This window comes from Cryobacterium sp. Sr8 (genome assembly GCF_004403225.1).
Taxonomy (GTDB): Bacteria; Actinomycetota; Actinomycetes; order Actinomycetales; family Microbacteriaceae; genus Cryobacterium; species Cryobacterium psychrotolerans.
The window spans coordinates 103349-123827 of sequence record NZ_SOHO01000022.1; the positions used below are offsets into that span (position 1 = coordinate 103349).

27 protein-coding genes, 1 tRNA gene and 1 other RNA gene are annotated in these 20479 nt (G+C 67.8%); 13 read left to right on the forward strand and 16 right to left on the reverse strand.

Annotated features, from left to right (window positions below; translation table 11 throughout):
* Nucleotides 1-305 precede the first annotated feature (305 nt).
* The 6 genes from E3T54_RS02995 (at nt 306) to E3T54_RS03020 (ending at nt 2132) form a co-directional block, all read left to right on the forward strand.
* The gene (locus tag E3T54_RS02995; RefSeq protein WP_134474513.1) at nt 306-632 is read left to right on the forward strand and encodes a hypothetical protein; all 327 of its coding nucleotides are present in this window, start codon (nt 306-308) and stop codon (nt 630-632) included.
* Nucleotides 629-952, forward strand: a complete 324-nt coding sequence (locus E3T54_RS03000; protein WP_134474514.1) for a hypothetical protein — start codon at nt 629-631, stop codon at nt 950-952. Before E3T54_RS02995 ends, E3T54_RS03000 begins: the two co-directional genes overlap by 4 nt.
* A 53-nt stretch (nt 953-1005) precedes the next feature.
* Nucleotides 1006-1260, forward strand: a complete 255-nt coding sequence (locus E3T54_RS03005; protein WP_134474515.1) for a hypothetical protein — start codon at nt 1006-1008, stop codon at nt 1258-1260.
* On the forward strand, nt 1257-1448 hold the full coding sequence (locus E3T54_RS03010) for a hypothetical protein (RefSeq protein WP_134474516.1): 192 nt from the start codon (nt 1257-1259) through the stop codon (nt 1446-1448). The genes E3T54_RS03005 and E3T54_RS03010 overlap by 4 nt, the downstream gene beginning before the upstream one ends.
* Nucleotides 1445-1750, forward strand: a complete 306-nt coding sequence (locus tag E3T54_RS03015; protein WP_134474517.1) for a hypothetical protein — start codon at nt 1445-1447, stop codon at nt 1748-1750. The genes E3T54_RS03010 and E3T54_RS03015 overlap by 4 nt, the downstream gene beginning before the upstream one ends.
* A gap of 142 nt (nt 1751-1892) precedes the next feature.
* Nucleotides 1893-2132, forward strand: a complete 240-nt coding sequence (locus E3T54_RS03020) for a hypothetical protein (protein WP_134474518.1) — start codon at nt 1893-1895, stop codon at nt 2130-2132.
* Nucleotides 2133-2235: 103 nt separating this feature from the next.
* On the opposite strand, the gene E3T54_RS03025 is transcribed toward E3T54_RS03020, so the two are convergent.
* A tRNA-Lys gene (locus tag E3T54_RS03025) sits at nt 2236-2308 on the reverse strand.
* A 117-nt stretch (nt 2309-2425) separates the two neighbouring features.
* On the opposite strand from E3T54_RS03025, the gene E3T54_RS03030 reads away from it, so the two are divergent.
* The 3 genes from E3T54_RS03030 (at nt 2426) to E3T54_RS03040 (ending at nt 5023) form a co-directional block, all read left to right on the forward strand.
* Nucleotides 2426-3256 carry an inositol monophosphatase family protein gene (locus tag E3T54_RS03030; RefSeq protein ID WP_134474519.1) on the forward strand — a complete coding sequence of 277 codons (831 nt, stop codon included), beginning with the start codon at nt 2426-2428 and terminating at the stop codon, nt 3254-3256.
* Nucleotides 3257-3303: 47 nt separating this feature from the next.
* Complete coding sequence (locus tag E3T54_RS03035) at nt 3304-3753, forward strand: Rrf2 family transcriptional regulator (RefSeq protein ID WP_134474520.1); 450 nt, start codon at nt 3304-3306, stop codon at nt 3751-3753.
* A gap of 106 nt (nt 3754-3859) precedes the next feature.
* Entirely contained in the window at nt 3860-5023 is a 1164-nt protein-coding gene (locus E3T54_RS03040) for a globin domain-containing protein (protein WP_092325297.1), read from the forward strand.
* Nucleotides 5024-5143: 120 nt separating this feature from the next.
* On the opposite strand, the gene E3T54_RS03045 is transcribed toward E3T54_RS03040, so the two are convergent.
* A complete protein-coding gene (locus E3T54_RS03045; protein ID WP_134474521.1) occupies nt 5144-6868 on the reverse strand; it encodes a SulP family inorganic anion transporter in 1725 nt (574 codons plus the stop codon).
* Nucleotides 6869-7013: 145 nt separating this feature from the next.
* Between E3T54_RS03045 and E3T54_RS03050 the strand changes: the two genes are divergently transcribed.
* Entirely contained in the window at nt 7014-7262 is a 249-nt protein-coding gene (locus tag E3T54_RS03050; protein ID WP_134474522.1) for a hypothetical protein, read from the forward strand.
* Nucleotides 7263-7377: 115 nt separating this feature from the next.
* Here the strand turns inward: E3T54_RS03050 and ssrA are convergent.
* From ssrA to prfB, 5 genes are all read right to left on the reverse strand, one after another.
* Nucleotides 7378-7753: a transfer-messenger RNA gene (gene ssrA, locus E3T54_RS03055) on the reverse strand.
* A gap of 161 nt (nt 7754-7914) precedes the next feature.
* Nucleotides 7915-8391 (reverse strand): SsrA-binding protein SmpB, encoded by a 477-nt coding sequence (smpB, locus tag E3T54_RS03060; RefSeq protein ID WP_092325198.1) that lies wholly within the window; start codon nt 8389-8391, stop codon nt 7915-7917.
* Nucleotides 8392-8467: 76 nt separating this feature from the next.
* Nucleotides 8468-9382: a permease-like cell division protein FtsX gene (gene ftsX / locus E3T54_RS03065; protein ID WP_092325197.1), complete on the reverse strand. Its 915-nt coding sequence runs from the start codon at nt 9380-9382 to the stop codon at nt 8468-8470.
* Entirely contained in the window at nt 9379-10575 is a 1197-nt protein-coding gene (gene ftsE / locus E3T54_RS03070; protein WP_134474523.1) for a cell division ATP-binding protein FtsE, read from the reverse strand. The genes ftsX and ftsE overlap by 4 nt, the downstream gene beginning before the upstream one ends.
* Before the next feature lie 83 nt (nt 10576-10658).
* Complete coding sequence (gene prfB / locus E3T54_RS03075) at nt 10659-11768, reverse strand: peptide chain release factor 2 (RefSeq protein WP_134474524.1); 1110 nt, start codon at nt 11766-11768, stop codon at nt 10659-10661.
* Nucleotides 11769-11853: 85 nt separating this feature from the next.
* Between prfB and E3T54_RS03080 the strand changes: the two genes are divergently transcribed.
* The 3 genes from E3T54_RS03080 to E3T54_RS03090 are packed head-to-tail and all read left to right on the forward strand — an operon-like array spanning nt 11854 to nt 14100.
* Nucleotides 11854-13122: an MFS transporter gene (locus E3T54_RS03080; protein WP_134474525.1), complete on the forward strand. Its 1269-nt coding sequence runs from the start codon at nt 11854-11856 to the stop codon at nt 13120-13122.
* Between the two features lie 40 nt (nt 13123-13162).
* A complete protein-coding gene (locus tag E3T54_RS03085) occupies nt 13163-13621 on the forward strand; it encodes a nitroreductase family deazaflavin-dependent oxidoreductase (protein ID WP_134474526.1) in 459 nt (152 codons plus the stop codon).
* Between the two features lie 2 nt (nt 13622-13623).
* The gene (locus E3T54_RS03090) at nt 13624-14100 is read left to right on the forward strand and encodes a pentapeptide repeat-containing protein (RefSeq protein WP_134474527.1); all 477 of its coding nucleotides are present in this window, start codon (nt 13624-13626) and stop codon (nt 14098-14100) included.
* A gap of 33 nt (nt 14101-14133) precedes the next feature.
* Here the strand turns inward: E3T54_RS03090 and E3T54_RS03095 are convergent, their stop codons facing one another.
* The 9 genes from E3T54_RS03095 to E3T54_RS03130 form a co-directional block, all read right to left on the reverse strand.
* A complete protein-coding gene (locus E3T54_RS03095; RefSeq protein WP_241977023.1) occupies nt 14134-15018 on the reverse strand; it encodes a DMT family transporter in 885 nt (294 codons plus the stop codon).
* 95 nt (nt 15019-15113) lie between these two features.
* A complete protein-coding gene (locus E3T54_RS03100; RefSeq protein ID WP_134474528.1) occupies nt 15114-15383 on the reverse strand; it encodes a hypothetical protein in 270 nt (89 codons plus the stop codon).
* 276 nt (nt 15384-15659) lie between these two features.
* Entirely contained in the window at nt 15660-16112 is a 453-nt protein-coding gene (locus E3T54_RS03105) for a pilus assembly protein TadG-related protein (protein WP_134474529.1), read from the reverse strand.
* Nucleotides 16109-16624, reverse strand: a complete 516-nt coding sequence (locus E3T54_RS03110; protein ID WP_241977024.1) for a hypothetical protein — start codon at nt 16622-16624, stop codon at nt 16109-16111. Before E3T54_RS03110 ends, E3T54_RS03105 begins: the two co-directional genes overlap by 4 nt.
* Nucleotides 16599-17009 (reverse strand): TadE/TadG family type IV pilus assembly protein, encoded by a 411-nt coding sequence (locus tag E3T54_RS03115; RefSeq protein ID WP_255452811.1) that lies wholly within the window; start codon nt 17007-17009, stop codon nt 16599-16601. Before E3T54_RS03115 ends, E3T54_RS03110 begins: the two co-directional genes overlap by 26 nt.
* A gap of 13 nt (nt 17010-17022) precedes the next feature.
* Nucleotides 17023-17199, reverse strand: coding sequence for a hypothetical protein (locus E3T54_RS16635; protein ID WP_166804810.1), 177 nt, complete (start codon nt 17197-17199; stop codon nt 17023-17025).
* A 41-nt stretch (nt 17200-17240) separates the two neighbouring features.
* The gene (locus E3T54_RS03120) at nt 17241-18179 is read right to left on the reverse strand and encodes a type II secretion system F family protein (protein ID WP_134474530.1); all 939 of its coding nucleotides are present in this window, start codon (nt 18177-18179) and stop codon (nt 17241-17243) included.
* A complete protein-coding gene (locus E3T54_RS03125; protein ID WP_092325178.1) occupies nt 18176-19042 on the reverse strand; it encodes a type II secretion system F family protein in 867 nt (288 codons plus the stop codon). Before E3T54_RS03125 ends, E3T54_RS03120 begins: the two co-directional genes overlap by 4 nt.
* A complete protein-coding gene (locus tag E3T54_RS03130) occupies nt 19039-20271 on the reverse strand; it encodes a CpaF family protein (RefSeq protein WP_134474531.1) in 1233 nt (410 codons plus the stop codon). Before E3T54_RS03130 ends, E3T54_RS03125 begins: the two co-directional genes overlap by 4 nt.
* Nucleotides 20272-20479 lie beyond the last annotated feature (208 nt).

Below are 20479 nucleotides of genomic sequence, written 5' to 3' on the forward strand. Positions count from 1 at the left end.
GCCCTGTTCTGGGGGTACCACCAATAAGCTACACAATGACTACATCTGTGATACGTTCTCAATAACAACAAAGGCCCCGCAGATTCCCTAGACCTACGAGGCCAACCAACCAACCAACCAACCAAGGAAGGAACACCATGAATTCCACCCCCGCACATGTCTTCGCAGCCAGGAGAAGAAGGACACCAGCAACCGGCATACGCGACAGAAGAACCACGGGGGCTCGGGTGTCCCCGCACACAAACTGAAACACGGGCGACGTGTCGAGCGTCGCCCCCGCAACGGAAAAGTAAAAGAGGGAAGCAATGAACAATGCGGAACTGATTGCAGAGGCGCGGCGGCAGGCGCGGTCGAGCACCTACCCTGAATCGCCCACGTACATCAACACGCTCATTCACGCTCTGGCAGAAGCCCTCGAATCCGTCGAGGTCGAGCGTGACGCGCTCGCCGTGGAGTGGGGCAACGTAACGGTTGACGCCCCCGACGCCGTGCAGGTCACGTCTGAGGCCAAAGCGTTCAAGGATGTCCACACATGGAACATGATGCGCTCGGTTCGAGAAGGGCGCACGCCTCGGGCCGCTGTCGTCACTCGCATGATTTCCAACTGGGCCATCACCGAGGACGGCGAGTGACCCGCAACCGTCGCGTCAAGGGCACCGGTTCTCTCTACCAGCGCGCGGACGGCTACTGGGTCGGCGCTCACTGGGTCACAGACGACACAGGGGGACGGAAACGTGCGCTCGTTGGCGACTGGGATCACGACGCCGCAGAAGGCAAACTAGACGCGCTCGTTGGTGGGGAGAAACTGCCGGCGAACCAGGCCGAACTGCGGGCACGGGATGCTGTCAAGTTTGCGGAAGGAGCCGTGTGGGCTGCGGTCGAATGTGGGGCGATAGAACGGGCGGATGTGAGCTGGCTGGCGGATGGGGATAATCCGTATAAAGATTCTTAAGATTCTTTGTGTTTCGCGTTGACATTCGTAATGACAACCCCCATACTTGAAACATGACCGAGACGCAGAACATCCAGAACCTCATCACCGCCACCATCGAAGCCAAGGCCACCGCCGAACTGCTCGACATGCTCGACCTCCTCGAAGGCGACAAGACGGCCCGCGAAATCCAGGCCACCATCGTTGACACCATCGCCACCCGACACAACCTCAACGACGCACTCGACACCATCGCATTCGCCGACGTTGAATTCATCGGCACCAGTCGCGAAGAAATCGCCCTCGCCATGACGATGGTCGCAGCATGAGGGGCACTCGGGAGGCCGTGCAAGACCTCATGGCCGACAAGGGCATAACGGAGGCCGCCGCCCGCGCCGAGTACGAGGCAGGTGTGCCGGCGCGGTGGCGGACCGGGCATGAAGTCGAACGCAAGTCGGGCGACCCGCTACCAACCAACCGCGCCAACCGGCGCAAGGCAGAAAAGGGCACACGATGAGCGACTGGAAAGATGCACACGCGAACGCGGCAAGTGAGTCCATCGAGCACCCGATGGTCGAAGGGGTGATCGAGGAATTCATGGGCAACGTCGGGCTGGCAGATGTCGGCCTCCCCGCCTATGGCATCCGCAAGGTTGCACTCTACGCCGCGCAGGTCGCGCGGGCGCACGCTCTCGGGTTCGATCCCGAACTGCTGCGGCTGACGGCCGCCGAATGCGGCGCGGAACAGCTCGCGCTAGCGGAACGCGCCGCCACACTTGGCATCCCCGTGCGAGTGATCCCATTGGAGCCAAGCGAGTGACCCGCCCGCCGATGCGTACCCGAACCCTGCGCGTGGATGACAAGACGTGGGCCGCCGCGCAGGAGGCCGCAGACGCGCGCGGGGAGGTTCTAAGTGAGGAAATCAGGAAGATGCTAATTCGATACGCGAAGAAGGGCACGAAATGAGCAATGCGGAACTCATCACGCGGGCAAGGGGTTACGGCACCAACGACAGCTTCACTAACGACCTGATCGACGAACTCGCCGACGCGCTTGATGCGGCCGAGGCGATGCTCGCTAAAGAGCGCGCGTATGGCGGGTACGTGGCGGGCCAGCGCGACTCGGCGATTAGCGCGATCATCTATGGGCCGATTGTGGCCCCGCCGTGGCTGCTGCGATATGCGGAGAAGGGGGCGAAGTAATGACCCGTTGCTATAGCAATGTGCACGGTTGCTGTGAGGGTTGCTATATTGGCCCTTTTTTACCCATCTTCCGAGGGGCTTGGATGCCAGTGTTTATATGAAGTGCACCCCCCCGGACTTGAACCGGGAACCCACTGATTAAGAGTCAGTTGCTCTGCCAATTGAGCTAGAGGTGCATGCTTTCGGTTCGGGGTCTAACCCGAACCGAAGACCAACGATAACACCACGAACCCACAGTTCGCCAATCGAGGGCGCGTTCGGGAGAGTCGCCCCGGATTACTATCCTTGGGAGCGTGACCGAACCCCTGAACCCCTCGCTCGACGACGACCTGGCCCTGGCCCTCGAGCTCGCCGATCGGGCCGACGCCATCTCCCGTGAGCGCTTCCACGCCCTCGACCTGGTGATCACGACGAAGCCGGATCGCACCCCCGTGACGGATGCCGACCAGGCCGTGGAGCGCGCCATTCGCGCCGGTCTCGCCCAGCGGCGGCCGGGCGACGCCATCCTCGGCGAGGAATACGGCGCCGAGGGGTCCGGCTCGCGCCAGTGGATCATCGACCCGATCGACGGCACCGCCGGGTTCCTGCGCGGAATCCCGATCTGGGCGACGCTCATCGCCCTGGCCGTCGACGGCGTCCCGGTCGTCGGGGTGGTCAGCGCCCCCGCGCTCGGCAAGCGGTGGTGGGCGCGCACGGACGGCGGCGCCTGGATGCTCGACGAGCGCGCTCCCGATGCGGCGCCAGAGCGCCTGCGGGTTTCCGGGGTGGCGACGCTCGACGATGCGTCACTCAGTTACAACAGCATCCAGCAGTGGGACTCGGCCGGACGGCTCGACTCGCTCATCGCCCTCTCCCGCCAGGTCTGGCGCACCCGCGCGTACGGCGACATGTGGTCGTACATGCTTCTCGCCGAAGGGCACCTCGACATCGCCGGAGAGTTCGACCTGCAGCCCTACGACATGGCCGCGCTCGTGCCGATCGTGCAGGAAGCCGGCGGGCGGTTCACGTCGGTCGACGGGCAGGCGGGCCCCTGGCACGGCAGCGCCCTGGCCACCAACGGCCTGCTGCACGACGCCGCGCTCGAGGTGCTGAAGGCCTCCGATTCGGCCCCGCCCCGCGGCTAGCAGGCACAGCGGTTAGCAGGCACAGCAGCGCCCTCTACTCTGTATCCATGAGGATCAATGCTTTCTCCGATGTGTGCCTGCGCATCGTCATGCTCCTCTCCGCCGCCCCGGAATCCGAGCTGGAGACCACCAGACACATCGCGACGCAGGTCGGCACACCGTACAACCACGTCAGCAAGGCCATCATCAAGCTTCGCGAGCTGGGGCTGGTCGAGGCCGTGCGCGGACGCGCCGGCGGAGTGCGGATCAGCGACGCGGGACGCCGGGCCACGGTCGGCTGGGTCCTGCGGCAGCTCGACACCCGCGCCGACCTCGCCGACTGCGAAACGCCCGACGGCGTCTGCCCGCTCATCGACGGCTGCGGCCTGCGGACGGCGCTGCGACGCGCCCGGGAAGCCTTCTACGCCGCACTCGACGACATTGTGATTTCCTCGCTCCCCCGGAACCGGTCGAACCAGCCGGTTTCCCTGACCCTGGGCCTCCGCCCACCGGGCTGAGCGCCTCACTTCCCCCCCGTCCAATGCAGCGGGAAACGGGCTCTCGTCCGAATATAAGTATTTGAAATGCTACTTTGGGGAGACACCCAGAAATAAAGGAGACCGCATGCTCTCGACCCAGTCCCTCCCCCTCATCGAAGCCACTCTCCCCCTCGTGGGCGAGCGTATTCAGGCGATTGCGAAGAACTTCTACGCCCGGATGTTCGCCGCCCACCCGGAACTCTTCGACGGGCTCTTCAGCCGCTCGAACCAGAAGAACGGGTCGCAGCAGCAGGCTCTGGCCGGCAGCATCGCCGTCTTCGCGACTTACCTGGTGAACAACCCGGACACCACCCCGGAGGCCATGCTCTCCCGCATCGCCCACAAGCACGTCTCCCTGGACATCCAGCCCGAGCAGTACGACGTCGTCTATAAGTACCTCTTCGAGGCCATCGCCGACGAACTGAGCGACGTGATCACCGCCGAAATCGCCGGCGCCTGGACCGAGGTCTACTGGCTCATGGCCCACGCCCTGATCAAGTTGGAGAAGGGCCTGTACGCCGGCGCCGCCAACGACAAGCCGCTGGCTCCGTGGACCGTCATCGGCAAGGATGCCGCGGGCACCGACGCGTTGACCTTCACCCTCGAGCCGGCCGACGACACGCCCGTTTCGCCCGCCCTGCCCGGCCAGTACGTGAGCGTCACCGTGGGGATGCCGGACGGCATCCGCCAGGTGCGCCAGTACTCACTCTCGGCCGGAACGGCCACGACCCGCGTTTTCACCACCAAGCTCGACGCCGACGGCGAGGTCTCCCCCGCCCTGCACCGCGACGTGCAGATCGGCGACACCCTGATCCTGTCCAACCCGTGCGGAGACATCACCCTCACGGAGGGTGACACCCCGCTGATCCTGGCCTCGGCCGGCATCGGCTGCACCCCCAGCGCGTCGATCCTGCGGTCGCTCGTCGAGAGCGATTCCAAGCGCGAGGTGATCGTGCTGCACGCCGAGAGCACCCTCGAGCGCTGGGCCCTGCGGGACCAAATGAACGAGGATGTCGCACTCCTGGAGGCTGCCGAGCTGGAACTGTGGCTCGAGATCCCGAGCGACGGCGCCCACGAGGGCTTCATGTCCCTCGATGGCGTGACGATCCCCGAGAACGCGTCGGTCTACCTCTGCGGCCCGCTGCCGTTCATGCGAAGCCTCCGCTCGCAGGCGCTGAAGTCCGGCGTGCCGGCCGAGCGCATCCACTACGAGATCTTCGGCCCTGATCTCTGGCTCGCGAGCGTCTAACCCACTGCCGGTTCGACGACATCGGAACGATGCGCGGGTGGTGCGCCGCTGCGCGGCAGTTGCGCCACCCGCGCAACGGCGTACTACCCGCGCAGCTCGAAATCTCCGGCCGGGCACACGTCAGCCGTCGCCGTCCCACTCGGTCCCCTCGAGGTCGCCGCGCAACGTGCCGGTAGCCTCGTCGACGGCTTCTCCGACGGTGCGTGCGAACCGCTCGGGCGGAAACCGCCGGGTCAGCCCGTAGTCGCGCAAATGGTCCTTCACCGGACCCTTCATCTCGGCGAAGATGAGCGTGATGCCGCGGGAAGCCAGGAAATCGTCGAGTTCGAGCAGTTCCTCGACGGCCGTCGTGTCGATGTCGGTTATGGGCTCGGCCGCGAGGATGACCGTGTGCACGTCGCTGTCCGCCGCGGTGACCGTGGCCCGGACGTAGTCGTCGAAGATGCCCCCGTTGGCGAAGAACAGCGGCGCGTCGAAGCGCACGATCACAATGCCGGGCAGCCGTTCGCCCTCCGGGTGCCGCGCCAGGTCGTGGTATCCCCGGATGCCCCTGATCCGGCCGAGCTCGGCCCGGTACGGCCGCCAGGCATGACTGACGAAGGCCCCGAGCGACAGCACGATCGCGACGCCGATTCCCTCGATCACGCCGAACACCAGCACGCCGAGGAAGGCCGCGAGTGACAGGAACGCATCGACCTTGTTCATCCGCACGAGCGCGAAGAAGCCCTTCACGTCGATCAGACCGGCGGCGGCGACCATGACGACAGCCGCGATGGCGGCCGACGGCAGGTACCCGGTGAGGCCCGGGGTGAGCAGCATGAACACCACCATGAGCCCGGCCCCGACCACGCCGGTGAGTTGGGAGCGTGACCCCGCCTTCTCTGCGACGGGCGTGCGCGACGATGACGCCGAGATGGGGAAGCCGCCCAGGAGCCCGCCGGCGATATTCGACGCCCCGATGGCGGCCATTTCCCGGCTCCCGTTGACGTTCTCACCGCGGCGGGCTGCGAACGTGCGAGAGAGCACGGCGGTGTCGGCGAACGCGATCAGCGCGATCCCCAGGGCCGGGACAACGAGGGCCGCGACATCCGCCCACGCCAGGCCGCCGAGCGCCGGCGCCGGGAGCCCGCCGGGAAGCGCCCCGACGACGGGCAGGGTCTCCTGCAGACCGAGGATGGCCGTCAGCGCCGTTGCGAGCACGACCGCCGCCAGTATCCCGGGGATACGCGTCTTTCGCCAGGACAGCACCAGGATGACGGCCAGCGAACCGAGACCGAAGTACAGCGCGGTCGGGTTGACCCGGCCGTCGGCGATACCGGAGACGATGGCGGTCACGTCGCGAAACGGCGACTTTGACGCGACGGAGAAGCCGAGGAACGCCGGCAGCTGCGACACGATCACGAGCAGGGCGAGCGCGTTGAGGTAGCCCACCCGGATGGGCTTCGAGAGCAGGTCGGTGACGAAGCCGAGACGCAGGACTCCGCCGAGGGTCAGGATCAGGCCGACCATGATCGCCAGGAGCCCTGCCAGGGCGACGGCGCGCACGTCGTCGCCGAGGGCGAGGGGCAGGATCACCGCCGCGATGATCGGCGCCAGGGCCGAATCGGGGCCGAGCACCAGCACCCGCGACGGCCCGAACAGGGCATAGGCGAGCAGGGGGATGATCGTGGCGTACAGGCCCGTCTCGGGCGGGAGCCCCGCGACTTCGGCGTAACCGATACCGACCGGGATGAGCAGCGCGGTGAGCACGAGCCCCGCGCGGAGATCGGGCAGCAACCAGGCTCGCCGGTAGCGAAGGGCCGTGTCGACCCCTGGCAGCACTTTCCGCAGCCACGTCTCGGTCATTCGGCTCGTCTCACGGCCTCTATCTTGGCCCATGGCGGGGGCCGCGTGTGTACCGTCGGCCTCAAAGCCCTGGCTGTCGGGGTGCGCCGGAGCTAGGCTCAGGTCAGGCTCCGCGCGTGCGCCACTTCAGTCCGGGTAGGGAACGATGAATCAGACACCATCCGCATCGCCGCGACGGGGCCCGGGCCTCGGCTGGATCTGGGGAGCGCTGGGCGGGGGCGCGCTCGGCTTCGGCGTGGGATACACCTTCTACGTGCTGATCACGCCGGTGCTGGAAGCGAGTACCGGCCTCGTCAGGGAACTGCAGGGGCTCTCGTGGAACCTCGTGCCCTTGCTCACGCTGGCCGGAGCGGTCCTCGGCGGGTTGCTGGTGAGCCGTCGCCGGCGGCGGTGAGCGCGAGTGAGGTGAGCGCGAAAAAATAGGGCCACCCTATCGGGCGGCCCTATTTGCTTCTCAACACTGTGCTTCTCAACACTGTGCCTATCAACTGCGTGTGACAGCCCACCGATGGTGGAGATGCGGGGAATTGAACCCCGGTCCACTGCTGTGGTCATATGCCTTCTACGGGTGTATCCAGTGAAGTCGTTTTACTCGGCCCCGGAATTTGCCACTGGCATCTATTCCGACGAGCCCAGCCCTCGTTTAAGTCCCTCTACACCCCGCGGCTCAATGTAGAAGCAATCTCTCTAAATGGCGTCAGGATCCGGGTAGAGAGCATTCCCGGTCTGGCGGACTTCGTTAGTGCTTTCGCTTAGGCAGCGAGAGCGAAGTCAGTGCGCTTTGAATTGGCACTTATTGTTTTGCAGAGATCGTTTACGAGATAACCCTGCATCCTCGACCCGCTTCTCACAATTGCGCAAACAATGTCGAAACCGATCATCCCCATGGTTCCCCTGTTCCGTCGGCTGGCCGTCGGCACGGGAGTGGGTGACTGTCACACGCTGTTGAGTTTCCAAATTCGAACCCGGAACCTTTCGGCCCGGATGCGACCTTCACTGTACAACACAAGTGTGTGCGGATCTATTTCCGCTCCCCCGCGGAGAAGTCAGTCGCCCAGGTTCCTGCGGGCGGAAATGGCCCGGTCGGACTCGCGCTTGTCCTGGCGTTCTCGCAGGGCCTGCCGCTTGTCGTATTCCTTCTTGCCCTTGGCGACGGCGATCTCGACCTTCGCCCGGCCATCCTTGAAGTAGATTTTGAGCGGGATGAGGGTGTAGCCGCCCTCTTTCGTCTTGTGGCTGATCTTGATGATCTCCTGCTTGTGCAGGAGGAGCTTGCGCTTGCGCCGGGGCGGGTGATTCGTCCAACTGCCGCCGGTGTATTCGGGAATGTGCACGGCGTCGAGCCAGGCTTCACCCGACTCGATGAACGCGTAGCCGTCGACGAGCGAGGCCCGGCCCGCGCGCAGCGACTTCACCTCGGTGCCGCTGAGCACCATCCCGGCCTCGAAGGTGTCCTCGATGAGGTAGTCGTGGCGTGCCTTGCGGTTGGTCGCTACGACCTTCTCGCCACTTTCCCTGGGCACGGCTACTCCTCGAATTGTGATGCGTGTGTGCCGGGCAGGACGCCCGGCAGCCCATCAGTCTAGCGCGTGAGCGGGATCAGACCTTGAGGTAACGGGTGATAGCGAAGTTCGCCGAGAACGCGGCCAGTACCGCGCCGACCACAAGCAGGATCGGCAGCACCACCAGCGCATCGTCGATCCCGACGAGCGAGAAGCCCGTCAGCCGTGCGCCCAGGTAGCCCTGCACGAACCAATTCACAATCGCCACGATCGCGCCGCCGGCCAGCAGCGAACCGAGCAGGGCGGCGAAGACGCCCTCCAGGATGAACGGGGTCTGGATGAACCGGTTGGAGGCGCCGACCAGGCGCATGATTCCGAGTTCGCGCCGACGAGAGAAGGCGGAGAGACGGATGGTCGTGGCAATCAGGAGCGCCGCCGCCACCAGCATGAGCGCGGCGATCCCGATCGCCGTGTAGCTGGCCACGTTGAGCACGGAGAAGATCTGGTCCAGGTACTTGCGCTGGTCCGCAACGTTCTCGACACCGGCGACGCCGGAGAGGCTCTCCACCAGAACGTCGGACTGGGCCGGGTCCTTCAGGTTGACCCAGAAGGTCTGGTTGAGCTGGTCGGGCGTGACGTAGTCGGCCACCGGGTTGCCCGCGAACTGCTTCTTGAAGTTCTCGAAGGCCTGTTCGTGGGTCTCGAAATAGTACTTGTCGACGAACGGCGACAGGGTGGGCGACTCGAGCTGCGCCGTGACGGCGTCGATCTGCTCGTCCGTCGCCTCTCCCGCGGTGCAGGTCTCGCCGGGCGAGATGGCCGTGCACATGTAGATGCCGACCTGGGCCTTCTCGTACCAGAAGTTCTTCATCTGGCCGATTTGCATCTGCATGAGGATCGCGGCGCCCACGAAGGTGAGCGAGATGAAGGTCACGAGCACAACGGACACGACCATCGAGGCGTTCCGTCGCAGGCCGTGGGCGGCTTCGGAGAGCACCAGGGCGAGCCTCATCGGGTCGGCCCCACATTCTGCTCGCCGGTCGGATCGGGTTTCTCCCCCGGGGCTCGCAACCCGAGCTTCTCGGCGAGCGTGAGCTGCTCCGGAGCGTCGTGCTGGGTCACCGGCAGCACCGGCCTGGTCATCGCGCCGGTGTCGCCTGCCTCGGCGTCGCCTGCCTGGGCGTCGCCTGCCTCAGCGTCGCCTGCCTCAGCGTCGCTCGACCCGGGCTTCGGATCGACGTGCGGAACGGGCATCCCGGTGTCTCGCGCCGTCGCGGCGATGGTCGCCGGCTCGTGGGCCGCGGCAACGCGGGCGGGATCCGGGCGCGGTACCGCGGCGGGAGGGAAGGTCAGGGGCTGGGACGGGGTGGGCGCGTCGGCCGGGCGCGGCTGCTCCGCCAGGCGGATCGACTCGCGAGGGACCTCCGATGCGGGCACCGCGACGGGGACGGCGACCGCGCCGGCGGCGGGCACGGAAGCAGGGACGGGCGACGTCGCGGCGGTGACCGTCGGGATCGCGGCCGTCGCTCCGTAACCGCCCTGGCGCTCATCGCGCATGATCTCTCCGCCGGCGAGCTCGATCACGCGGCGCTGCATCTGGTCGACAATGCCGGCTTCGTGCGTGGCCATGACCACGGTCGTGCCGCCCGCGTTGATGCTGGCCAGGAGGGCCATGATGCCGGCGCTCGTGGTCGGGTCGAGGTTTCCGGTGGGCTCATCGGCCAGCAGGATCTGGGGCTTGTTCACGATGGCGCGCGCGATCGCGACGCGCTGCTGTTCACCACCGGAGAGTTCGTGCGGCAGGCGCTGCGCCTTTTCGGCGAGTCCGACCATCTTCAGCGTGTCCGGCACGGCTTCCTGGATGAACCCGCGGGACTTGCCGATGACCTGGAGGCTGAACGCGACGTTCTCGTAGACGGTCTTGTTCGGCAGCAGGCGGAAGTCCTGGAAGACGACGCCGAGGTTGCGGCGGAAGTACGGCACCTTGCGGTTGGAGATCGACCGCAGGTCCTGGCCGAGCACGTGGATGCTGCCGCTGGTGGGCTTCTCTTCCTTGAGCATGAGCCGCAGACAGCTGGACTTACCCGAGCCGGACGCGCCGACGAGGAAGACGAACTCCCCGCGCAGAACCTCCAGGTCGATGGAGTTCAGGGCAGGGCGGGTGGTCCCTGGATACTTCTTGGTGATGTGGTCAAAGCGAATCATGTCCTTGTGAGCCTAAGCACGCATCCGGGATTATGCGACTGCGACATACCTAAGCGCCGACTGCGCTCCCCCACGGGCCCGCCTCAATCCTGCGGAGCCTGCTTGCGCCAGCGGATGCCGGCGGCGATGAAACCGTCGAGGTCGCCGTCGAAAACCTGGCTCGGGTTGTTGACCTCGTAGTTCGTGCGCAGGTCCTTGACCATCTGGTACGGCGCGAGCACGTAGCTGCGCATCTGGTCGCCCCAGCTCGCCGTGATGACCCCCGCGAATTCCTTCTTGGTGGCCGCTTCCTGCTCCCGCTGGATGAGGAGCAACCGCGACTGCAACACCCGCATGGCGGCGGCGCGGTTCTGGATCTGGCTTTTTTCGTTCTGGCAGCTCACGACGGTGCCGGTCGGGAGGTGGGTGATGCGCACCGCGGAGTCGGTCGTGTTCACCGATTGGCCGCCGGGACCGCTCGACCGGAAGACGTCGACGCGGATGTCGTTGTCGGGGATCTCCACCGACTCCGTCTGCTCGATCAGGGGCACGACCTCGACCGCGGCGAACGACGTCTGCCGCTTGCCGGCCGAGTTGAACGGGCTCATCCGCACCAGCCGGTGGGTGCCGGCTTCGACGCTGAGCGTTCCGAACGCGTAGGGCGCGTCCACCTCGAAGGTGGCCGACTTGATGCCGGCTTCCTCGGCGTAGCCCACGTCGAGCACCTTGACCGCGTAGTTGTGCTGCTCGGCCCAGCGCATGTACATCCGCAGCAGCATCTCGGCGAAGTCCGCCGCGTCGACCCCGCCTGCACCGGACCGGATCGTGACCACCGCGGGTCGTTCATCGAACTCGCCGTTCAGCAGCGTGTGCACCTCGAGTTCGCCGAGCACCTTCTGCAGGCCGGCGAGTTCCACGAGGGCCTCGTCGGCCGACTCCTGGTCGTCTTCGCCGTGGGCGAGCTCGACCAGGACTTCCAGGTCGTCGAGCCGCGACTCGATGCTCTCGATCCGCGCGAGTTCGGACTGGCGGTGGCTGAGGGCGCTGGTGACCTCCTGGGCGCGCTCGGTGTCGTCCCACAGGTCCGGCTCACCGGCCCGGTCGCTGAGCTCGGCGATGTCGGTGCGCAGCCGATCAACGTCGACCACCGCCCGGATGTCGCCAAACGTGGCCCGCAGTGCGGCGATCTGCTCCGAAATGTCCAGGTCAATCATGTCGGAGCCCAGCCTACCGGGCCTGCCTCGAAGCGTGCTCGGCGCGTGAGCAGCGCTCGCTCAGGCTGGCGTAGCATCGGAGGCGATGAGCAACGCAGAGCGCCCCTTCAGCCTGCGCTCCGTCGCACTCGCGGCCTTCCTGCCGACCCTGCTCTTCTCCATCGGCGAGGGCGCGATCATCCCGCTGATCCCGATCGTGGCGAACAACCTCGGCGCCTCGCTCGCCGTGGCCGGTTTCATCGCCGCGATGGTCATGGTGGGCGAACTCGTCGGCGACATCCCGGCCGGCTGGGTGGTCTCCCGGATCGGCGAACGCAATTCGATGATCTGGGCGTCGATGCTGACGATCATCGCCGTGCTCATCTGCGTGGCCGCCCCCAATCCCCTCGTCCTCGGCGTGGGCATCTTCCTCGTCGGGATCGCCACCGCCGTCTTCGCGCTCGCCCGCCACGCGTTCATGACCAGCTACGTCCCGATCGCCTACCGCGCGCGGGCGCTCTCGACCCTGGGCGGGATCTTCCGCGCCGGGTGGTTCATCGGGCCGTTCATCTCGGCCGGCCTGATCCACCTCACCGGCAGCACGGTGGCGGTGTTCTGGGTCTTCATCGTCTGCTGCCTGGCGGCGGCCGGCATGCTGCTCCTGCTGCCCGACCCGGTCAGCACGTTCGGGCCTCCCGAGGCCGCGGTCGCGGCGGACGGCTCGGTGCACACCGCGGGCGAGGAGCTGGCCGCACAGGAGTCAACCGGCCTCTTCCGGACCATCTGGAACAACCGCGGGGTGCTCGCGCGGCTCGGCACCGGAGCCGGCCTGGTCGGCGGCATGCGGGCCAGCCGCACGGTCATCCTGCCGCTCTGGGCCGTCAGCATCGGGATCAGCGAACCCGACATCGCCCTCATCATCGGCATCGCCGGTGGCATCGACTTCGCCCTGTTCTACGTCAGCGGCCAGGTCATGGATCGGTTCGGACGCATCTGGACCGCCCTCCCGTCGATGATCGGGCTGGGGGTCGGCCACATCATGCTCGCGTTCACCCACGACTTGCCGAGCAACGTCGAGTGGTTCATCGGGGTCGCGATGTTCCTCTCGCTCGCGAACGGGATCGGGAGCGGCATCCTGATGACCCTGGGCGCCGACCTGGCACCGAAGGCCAGGCCGGCCCCGTTCCTGGGGGCCTGGCGGTTCACGGGCGACTTCGGCAGCGCCGCCGCCCCGCTGGCCGTGGCCGGCCTGACTGCCGTCGCCTCCCTGTCACTGGCGAGCGCCGTGATGGGCGTGTTCGGGCTGTTCGGGGCCGTGCTGCTCGGCCGGTACATCCCGCGGTACGTTCCGCGCCGGGGCCGCCCGAGCGCCTGAGCGTGCGTGGTCGGGCGCCGCGGGGGTGTTGGATGGAGTCATGCCCCTTCACGGAGAATACGAGCCCACGCCGACGACATGGGTGCGCGACCAGGTCGAGCTGTACGAACGGTCCGGCGGCACCGAGGGGACGACCCTGCGCGGGATGCCCGTGATCGTGCTGACCACGCTCGGCGCGAAATCCGGCAAACTGCGCAAGGCAGCGCTCATGCGGGTCGAACACGAGGGCCGCTACGCCGCCGTCGCTTCCCTGGGCGGCAGCCCGAAGAACCCCGTCTGGCACGCCAACGTGCTCGCCCACCCCGTGGTGGAACTCCAGGATGGCGAGCACAAACGGGACATGCTCGCCCGTGAGGTGTCCGGCGCCGAGAAGGCCGAGTGGTGGGCCCGTGCCGTCGCGGCCTTCCCCGACTACGCCGGCTACCAGGAGAAGACCGAGCGGGACATCCCCGTCTTCGTGCTCGAGCCGGTCGCCCCCGAATCGAGCGCCGGAGCGTAGCGGTGGCTCGTCCGCAGCTGCCCGGCCCCCGGATCGACCCGATCACGCTGATCGACCTGACCGAGAACGATGGTGCTCTGCTGCGCCCCGGCGACAGCCGCGACGGCGAACGTTTTGACGGGATCGACCTGGCCGGCCGGGACCTCACCGGGATCACCTTTCGCGAGTGCGAGCTTCGGGCCGTCTCGCTCGATGCCGCGAAACTGCGCGGCGCCTCGCTGTCGGACTGCGTGGCCGCCGACCTGAACGCCGCCGTGTTCAGCGCCCCGCGTTCGACCTGGCGCGACGTTCGGATTGAGCGCTCCCGTTTGGGTTCCGCCGAGGTCGGCAACGCCAGGCTGAAAGACGTCGACCTGCGATCGAGCGATTTCGGCGCGATCCACGGCCTCGAAGGCCTCCGCGGTGCCGTGATCGACGACTCCCAGCTCAGCCTGCTGGCTCCCCTGCTCGCGGCGCATCTCGGCATCCGCGTCGAGTAGCCCGGTCGGCGTCCGCGCCCCGTGAGAAGTGTCTTAGGGGATCGCGCCCGCGGTGAGCTCCAGGTCGGACCTGGGCCGCTCGCGCTGGGTCGCGATTGCTGCGCCCGCCGCGACGCAGACGACGAGGATGGCGACCTGCTGCAGGGCTGTGAACGTCTCCCCCAGCACGAGGAAACCGAACACCGCGGCGATGACCGGGCCGAAGCTGGTGATGATCGCGTAGAGGCGCGGGGTAATCCTCCGCAGGATGAAGGTGTCGACCGTATACGGGAAGGCCGACGACAGGGCGCCGACCGCGAGCAGCAGCCCGAGGATCCGCCAGTCCAGGAGTGCCCAGTCGACGGTGATCAGGGCAAGGGGAACCAGCAGGGCCAGGCTGACGATGCTGGCCACCGAGATGCCCTCGAGGCCGGGGAAGGCGGTTGCCACGCGGCGGGTGAGCAGGATGTACGCCGCCCACGAGGCGGCGGCGGTCAGGCCGAACACGATACCGAGCGGGTCGAGGGTTCCGTCGGTCCAGGTGAGGAGGAAGACCCCGGTCGCCGCTGCCGCTGCAAAAACGAAGTCGAGGAGCCGCCGTGAGGCGGCCAGCGCGAGCCCGAACGGCCCGAGGAACTCGATGGTGGCCGCGATTCCGAGCCCGAGAATGTCGACGGCCTGGTAGAACGACAGGTTCATCACGGCGAGCACGACGCCGAGCATCAGGGCCGGCCACAGCCGGCGCCAGGTCAGGGTGGCGAGTTTGGGACGGTAGAAGGGCAGGACCGTGCAGGCCATGACGAGCTGCCGGGCCGCGACAACGACCGGCGAGCCCACGACCGGGATCAGGAGCCCGGCGAGGGACGACCCGAAATTGATGCTCACTTCGGTGACGAGCTGTGTGCCGGCACCGATCATCCGGTCGCGCTTCTCAGTCACAGTGCTCCTCGTCGGCGCCGAGGGAGGCGCGCTACCGAGATTACCGGTTGGGAGCACCGGACCGGCGCAGCCGGCCCGGCCGAGGAGACGCGGCCTTAGGCGTCGAAGGGAATGAAGCTGTAGTCGCTGGTCAGGTGCTCGTGTTCGCACGCGCCGCAGTAGAGCACGCCGGTGCTCTGCATGGCGGTGACCCGGGGGGAACACTGCACCACCTTCGGGCCGCAGCACGGTGAGATCACCATGAATGAGCCGGCGAGGTCGGGGTCGTGTCCGCTCAGGCCACGCAGGTGGTGCGCGCCCTCGCAGGGCAGTTCAGAGTCAAAGTCGAGCAGGGAAACGGTATCGGAGTCAAGCAAGGAATCCATGGGGCACGGTTCAATCGCGGGAGAAGTTTGTTGGCGCGGAGGGGATCAAGACACCTCGGTGGCGACAGCACCGGATGGGACAACGGCGTCGGCCCCGGGCGATGAAGGCCCGGGAGAACCCGTCGGAATGTCCAGGCGGGCACCTGCCGGACACACGCGAGGAGCTTCCCCAGGAACAGGAAGCTCGTTCGCAAATTTGGATTCTGAGTACCATACACGGCGAACCTGAGGAATTCTACGACTTACGAAACACGGCTCCCGCCGGGAGGGGACTCCCTAGCCGAACACCGAACGGGCAACCGCGGTCACCTCGAGCGGGATGCCCGCCGGAAGGAGCAGGGCGAGCACCGGGGGCCGCCAGTGCGCGCTGAGCGAGACCGTCGCGCTCTGCCCGTCGACCGACAGCGCACGGCTCACCCGCAAGCCGTCGAATTCGGCGTGCGGCGCCGATGCAAGGTAGTCCCGGACCGCGTCTGCCACATCTGCCGACCGGAGCTCCGGCCTCACCCCCGCCGCGGTGATCCTGACCGCGTCCAGCGGGAAGGCCTCGGCGCCGGCCAGCGCGGCCCCGTCCGCGAGGGTGAAAAGCTTCTTACGCTCGAGGTAGAGGGATGTCGCGGCGGCGACGCCGAGGATCAGCACCAACGAGACGCAGCAGTAGAAGATGGTCAGGATGAGCGTCGACCCGTCCTCGGCCGGGAGGGTGGGGCGCCCGCCGCGACGGGTCATCCCGAGCCCCGGAATCGCGACACGGTCTGGGTGGCCGAGGACTGGACGAGGATACCGGCGGGCCTTCCGAGCGACAGGAGGTCAGGGACGAAGGGCAGGGCCACGACGACGCCGACGGTGACGACGACGCGGCCCTGCCGCGTCAGGCAGGTTCCTGGCGCCGGCGCACACCGGATCCGGACGGCGGCGGATTCGGTCGGGATGCCGTAGTCGGCGAGCCCGAACTCGACCGCGCGCTCTGCGCGGACGGTGGCCTGGGCCTCGTCGGGAGCCTGCACGTAGACGCGGGCGGCCTGCCGGGCTGCGCCCTCGACGGCCAGCGTCCCGGCCTGCACCGCCGACAGGGCCAGCACCAGGTAGACGAGGGGAACGAGCAGGATCAGTCCGGCCGTGATGAACTCCAGCGATGCGGACCCGGCCTCGGCATCAGCGCCGAACCTGGCACCGGGCCTCGGGCCGGGCCTCGGGCCGGGCCGCCCGGCGCGCCTAGCCGGGCGACTCGACGGCCGCACGGCCGACCACCTCCAGCCCGCGATCGGGCCCGATCAGCCCGAGCAGCGGAAGCGGGGCCACGACCCGCACCTCCGCGCTCCGATGCCCGGCGAACACGCCGTAGCCGGCCTCGACGTGGCGCGCGTACGACGGGCCGAGGGCGGTCGTGATCAGGTCCCTGGTGCGTTCGGCACCCTCGGCCGGACCGCTGTCGGCCAGTGCCGCGAACCGCGCTCCCTCGGCCGCCGCATCCTGAACCGTGTTCCGGATGTGCAGCGCGAGCGCGAGCTGCATCACCGACAGGGTCAGCACGGTGAGCAGCGAGACGACCATGACGAACTCGGCAACCGCGGAACCGGCCTCCGCCGTGATCGCCGCCCGGGGGCGCAGCCAGGGTCCCGACACGACACGCGCCTCGTCAGAACCCGGCGACCCGGTTGATCGCCTGCTCGAAGACGCCGCTCAGCGCGGGGCCGGCGAGACCCCAGAGGAGCACGACCAGCCCGGCCGTCATCAGGGTGATCAGCACCCAGCCGGGCACATCCCCGGTCTCGTCCCGCCAGCGGTTCAGGATGCGCCTTCTCAGCCCTGTCATGGTCTCCAACTTTCCTGGGTGGGGTTGCTCGGATACGACTTTCAGAAGCCGGCCTGCAGCGCGACAAAGCCGGGGAAGACGGCGAACAGGATGGTCAGCGGAAGGATGAGGAAGACGACCGGAACCAGCATGGCCACTTCCTTCTTTCCGGCCACCTCGAGCAGGTCGCGCTTGGCCTCTTCCCTGGCGTCCTGCGCCTGGGCGCGCAGCACCTCGGCCAGCGGCGACCCTCGGTCCAGCGCCCCGGTGACCTGGTCGACAAAACGGGTGAGCGCGGGCACCTGCACCTGGCGGGACAGGGTGTGCAGGGCGGAGGCGAGGGGAACGCCGGCGTGCACGTCGGCCACGACCGTGGCTAGTTCACGGGACAGCTCCCCCGAACTCGTGCCGGACACCCGCCGCAGCGCATCGAGGATCCCCTCGCCCGCCGACAGCGACAGGGTGAGGAACTCGAGGATCGTGGGCAGCTCGCTTTTCATGCGCGACAGCCGCACGGTGGCGGCGCGGCGCAGGAGCTGGTCGCGGACGAGCGCCGCGCACACCCCGGCTATGACCGGGAGCACGACCTGGGCGGCCAGGGGCATCGTGCGGAACGCGGGCACCGCCAGCACGGCCACGGCGCCCCCGGCGAGGGACACGATCGCCCACACGAGTTGGTCGGAGCGGAACCGGTCGACGCTCCAGGCCGAACCCGATTGGCGGAGCCGCCGCTGGGTCGTCTCGGCCCCGCCCAGGAGGGACGAGAGCGCGTCCCTGAGCCGATGGAAGCCCGGCGAGAATAGCGTGCCGAGCACGGGAATCGGATCGACGGAGGTGCGCCCGACGAACGCCCGCGCCTCGGGCGAGAGGTCGAGCAGGTACGGCGCAAGCCTGTTGGCGAGCCGCGGCCGGCTGAGCCTCGGCGCGAGGCTCACCAGCGACCACAGTCCGACGCCGAGTGCGGTTCCGCAGAACACGCCCCAGGCCAGCTGCGCGCTCACCGGAACCACCGCCGTTCCTCGGGGAGCCGCCCGAGCCTGACCATGACGCGGTAGGCCAGGGCGGAGACGACCAGGCCGCCGAGGATCACCATGCCGCCGGCCGGTGTGTTGTACGCAAGGGCAGCCTCAGGGCGCGAGGCGAGCAGTAGGAGCACGATCCACGGCGCGGCGACGCCGAGCCTGGCCGAGTTCACGATCCAGGACTGCCGGGCCTCGACCTCCGACCGGATGGCGGCATCCTGCCGGAGCCAGGCGGCGAGGCTGCGCAACACGATCGTCAGGTCGCTTCCGCCGACGTCCCTCGCCATGCGCAGGGTCTCCAGGATGCGGTCGGCGATGGGGTCGGAGAGGGACGCCTTGAGCTCGTCGATGCAGTGTGCGAAGTTTCCGGTCGCGCGATACTCGCGCTCGAACGTCGAGAAGGCGATGCGGCCGGCCGCCGGACCGGACTGCGCGAGGCTGCTCACGCTGTCGGGCAGGGCGAGTCCGGACCGGACCGCGGAGACCAGGTGGTCGACCACGTCGGGCCAGACCGTGCGATTGGCCCTCCGGCGAGCGCGGGCGCGCCAGGACACGAGCAGCGAGGGGAACACCATCGCGGCCAGTCCGGCCACGGCGGCGAGCGCCTGTACTCCGAGCATCGCCTGCGCGAGCGCCGCGGAGGCGAGTCCCACGGCCAGTGAAACGGCGATGAAGACCGAGACCGGGACCCCGCCGAACCCGGCTTGCGTGAGGCGGGAGCGCATCCGCGTCTGAACTCCTGCCCGGGCTGCGACCGCGGCTCTCTCGCGTGAGGGCCAGAGGAACGGAGAGGCGACGAGCAGCAGGCCCGCGGCCAGGAGGCACCCCAGTGCGAGCGTCATGCCGCTCCCCGCCGGAGCACGAGCGCCGGGTCGAGGCCCGCCGCGCGGAACTTGGCGAGCTTGGTGGGGAAGCCGCCGGTCGGCTCGAGGGTTCCCGTCAGGGCCAGGAAGACCGGGCTGGCCTCGATCATCGGGCCGGCGAGTTGCCCGCTCGGCGCGATGATCTCGGTGACCCGTCGGCGTCCGTGGCGATCTATCTCGCAATGCACGACGATGTCGATACAGCCGGCCACGGTGGGCAGCACGAACGACGAGTCGATGTTCCGGCCGGCCAGCAGCGGCAGCGTCGAGAGCTTGGCGAGGGCGTCCCTGGCGCTGTTGGCGTGGATCGAGCACATGCCGGGAAGCCCGCTGTTCAGGGCGATCAGCAGGTCGAGGCTCTCGGCCTCGCGCACCTCGCCGACCACGAGCCGGTCGGGTCGCATCCGGAGGGACTCCTTGATCAGCCGCCGCAGGGTGATCTCGCCCGTCCCCTCGAGGCTCGGCTGACGGCACTGCATGGCTACGACGTCCCGCGCCGAGAGGTCCAGCTCGAAGGTTTCCTCCACCGTCACGATCCGTTCGCCGGGCCTCGTGGACGACAGCAGGGCGTTCAGCATCGTGGTCTTGCCCGTCTGCGTGGCACCCGAGACCAGGATGTTCTGCCCGGCGAGCACGCACATCCGCAGGAACTCGGCCGCCTGCTGGGTGAGCGAGCCCAGCCCGACGAGCTGGTTCAGGTCGCGGATGCGCCGGGTGAACTTGCGGATGTTGACCGCCCAGTGCTTCCGGGTGATGTCCGGGATGACCACGTGCAGCCTCGACCCGTCGGGCAGGGAGGCATCAACGAAAGGCGAGGAGAGGTCCACGCGGCGGCCGGAGGCCTGCAGCATCCGCTCGACCAGGTCGCGCACCTCCTGCTCGGTGAGCACCATGCCGGTGAGCTCGGAGACTCCGTCGCGGGCGATGAAAACTTGGCTGGGTCCGTTGATCCAGATCTCCTCGATCCCGGGGTCGTCGAGGAACGGTTGCAGGGCGCCGAAGCCGGTCAGGGAGGCGACGACCTCCCTCGCCGCCTGGCGTTCGTCGGCGATCAGCGGCAGCGAACCGCCGAGGGCGCGCTCGCTGTAGCGCTGCAGTTCGTCGCGGACGTACTGTTCGGCGAGGCCGCCGTCGGAGGCGAGGTCCACGCCCTCCCGGCGCACGCGCATCCGTACCTGCTCGGTGATGATGCGCACGGCCTCGCTCATCCCTGCATGATGCTCCACCCCGGCGGTGGCCGTTGAACTTATCCACAGCCCGGCCCTGGCGCAGTCTGCATTCGGGTCGTTTCACGTTGAGTTGCGGAAAAAGTACCTTCAATTTCCCAACGCGCGCGATGTCAAGCTGAGTGGAGCCACTCGGGTTAGTTTGTGACGGCTGTGTCGGGGATGTTGATTCCGACGGTGCCGGCTGGTG

Coding starts and splice junctions, on each gene's coding strand:
- E3T54_RS02995 (WP_134474513.1), top strand. CDS start 306: ATGAACAATGCGGAACTGATTGCAGAGGCGCGGCGGCAGGCGCGGTCG.
- E3T54_RS03005 (WP_134474515.1), top strand. CDS start 1,006: ATGACCGAGACGCAGAACATCCAGAACCTCATCACCGCCACCATCGAA.
- E3T54_RS03010 (WP_134474516.1), top strand. CDS start 1,257: ATGAGGGGCACTCGGGAGGCCGTGCAAGACCTCATGGCCGACAAGGGC.
- E3T54_RS03015 (WP_134474517.1), top strand. CDS start 1,445: ATGAGCGACTGGAAAGATGCACACGCGAACGCGGCAAGTGAGTCCATC.
- E3T54_RS03020 (WP_134474518.1), top strand. CDS start 1,893: ATGAGCAATGCGGAACTCATCACGCGGGCAAGGGGTTACGGCACCAAC.
- E3T54_RS03035 (WP_134474520.1), top strand. CDS start 3,304: ATGAGGATCAATGCTTTCTCCGATGTGTGCCTGCGCATCGTCATGCTC.
- E3T54_RS03040 (WP_092325297.1), top strand. CDS start 3,860: ATGCTCTCGACCCAGTCCCTCCCCCTCATCGAAGCCACTCTCCCCCTC.
- E3T54_RS03045 (WP_134474521.1), bottom strand. CDS start 6,868: ATGACCGAGACGTGGCTGCGGAAAGTGCTGCCAGGGGTCGACACGGCC.
- E3T54_RS03050 (WP_134474522.1), top strand. CDS start 7,014: ATGAATCAGACACCATCCGCATCGCCGCGACGGGGCCCGGGCCTCGGC.
- ftsX (WP_092325197.1), bottom strand. CDS start 9,382: ATGAGGCTCGCCCTGGTGCTCTCCGAAGCCGCCCACGGCCTGCGACGG.
- ftsE (WP_134474523.1), bottom strand. CDS start 10,575: ATGATTCGCTTTGACCACATCACCAAGAAGTATCCAGGGACCACCCGC.
- prfB (WP_134474524.1), bottom strand. CDS start 11,768: ATGATTGACCTGGACATTTCGGAGCAGATCGCCGCACTGCGGGCCACG.
- E3T54_RS03080 (WP_134474525.1), top strand. CDS start 11,854: ATGAGCAACGCAGAGCGCCCCTTCAGCCTGCGCTCCGTCGCACTCGCG.
- E3T54_RS03085 (WP_134474526.1), top strand. CDS start 13,163: ATGCCCCTTCACGGAGAATACGAGCCCACGCCGACGACATGGGTGCGC.
- E3T54_RS03100 (WP_134474528.1), bottom strand. CDS start 15,383: ATGGATTCCTTGCTTGACTCCGATACCGTTTCCCTGCTCGACTTTGAC.
- E3T54_RS03105 (WP_134474529.1), bottom strand. CDS start 16,112: ATGACCCGTCGCGGCGGGCGCCCCACCCTCCCGGCCGAGGACGGGTCG.
- E3T54_RS16635 (WP_166804810.1), bottom strand. CDS start 17,199: ATGACAGGGCTGAGAAGGCGCATCCTGAACCGCTGGCGGGACGAGACC.
- E3T54_RS03125 (WP_092325178.1), bottom strand. CDS start 19,042: ATGACGCTCGCACTGGGGTGCCTCCTGGCCGCGGGCCTGCTGCTCGTC.
- E3T54_RS03130 (WP_134474531.1), bottom strand. CDS start 20,271: ATGAGCGAGGCCGTGCGCATCATCACCGAGCAGGTACGGATGCGCGTG.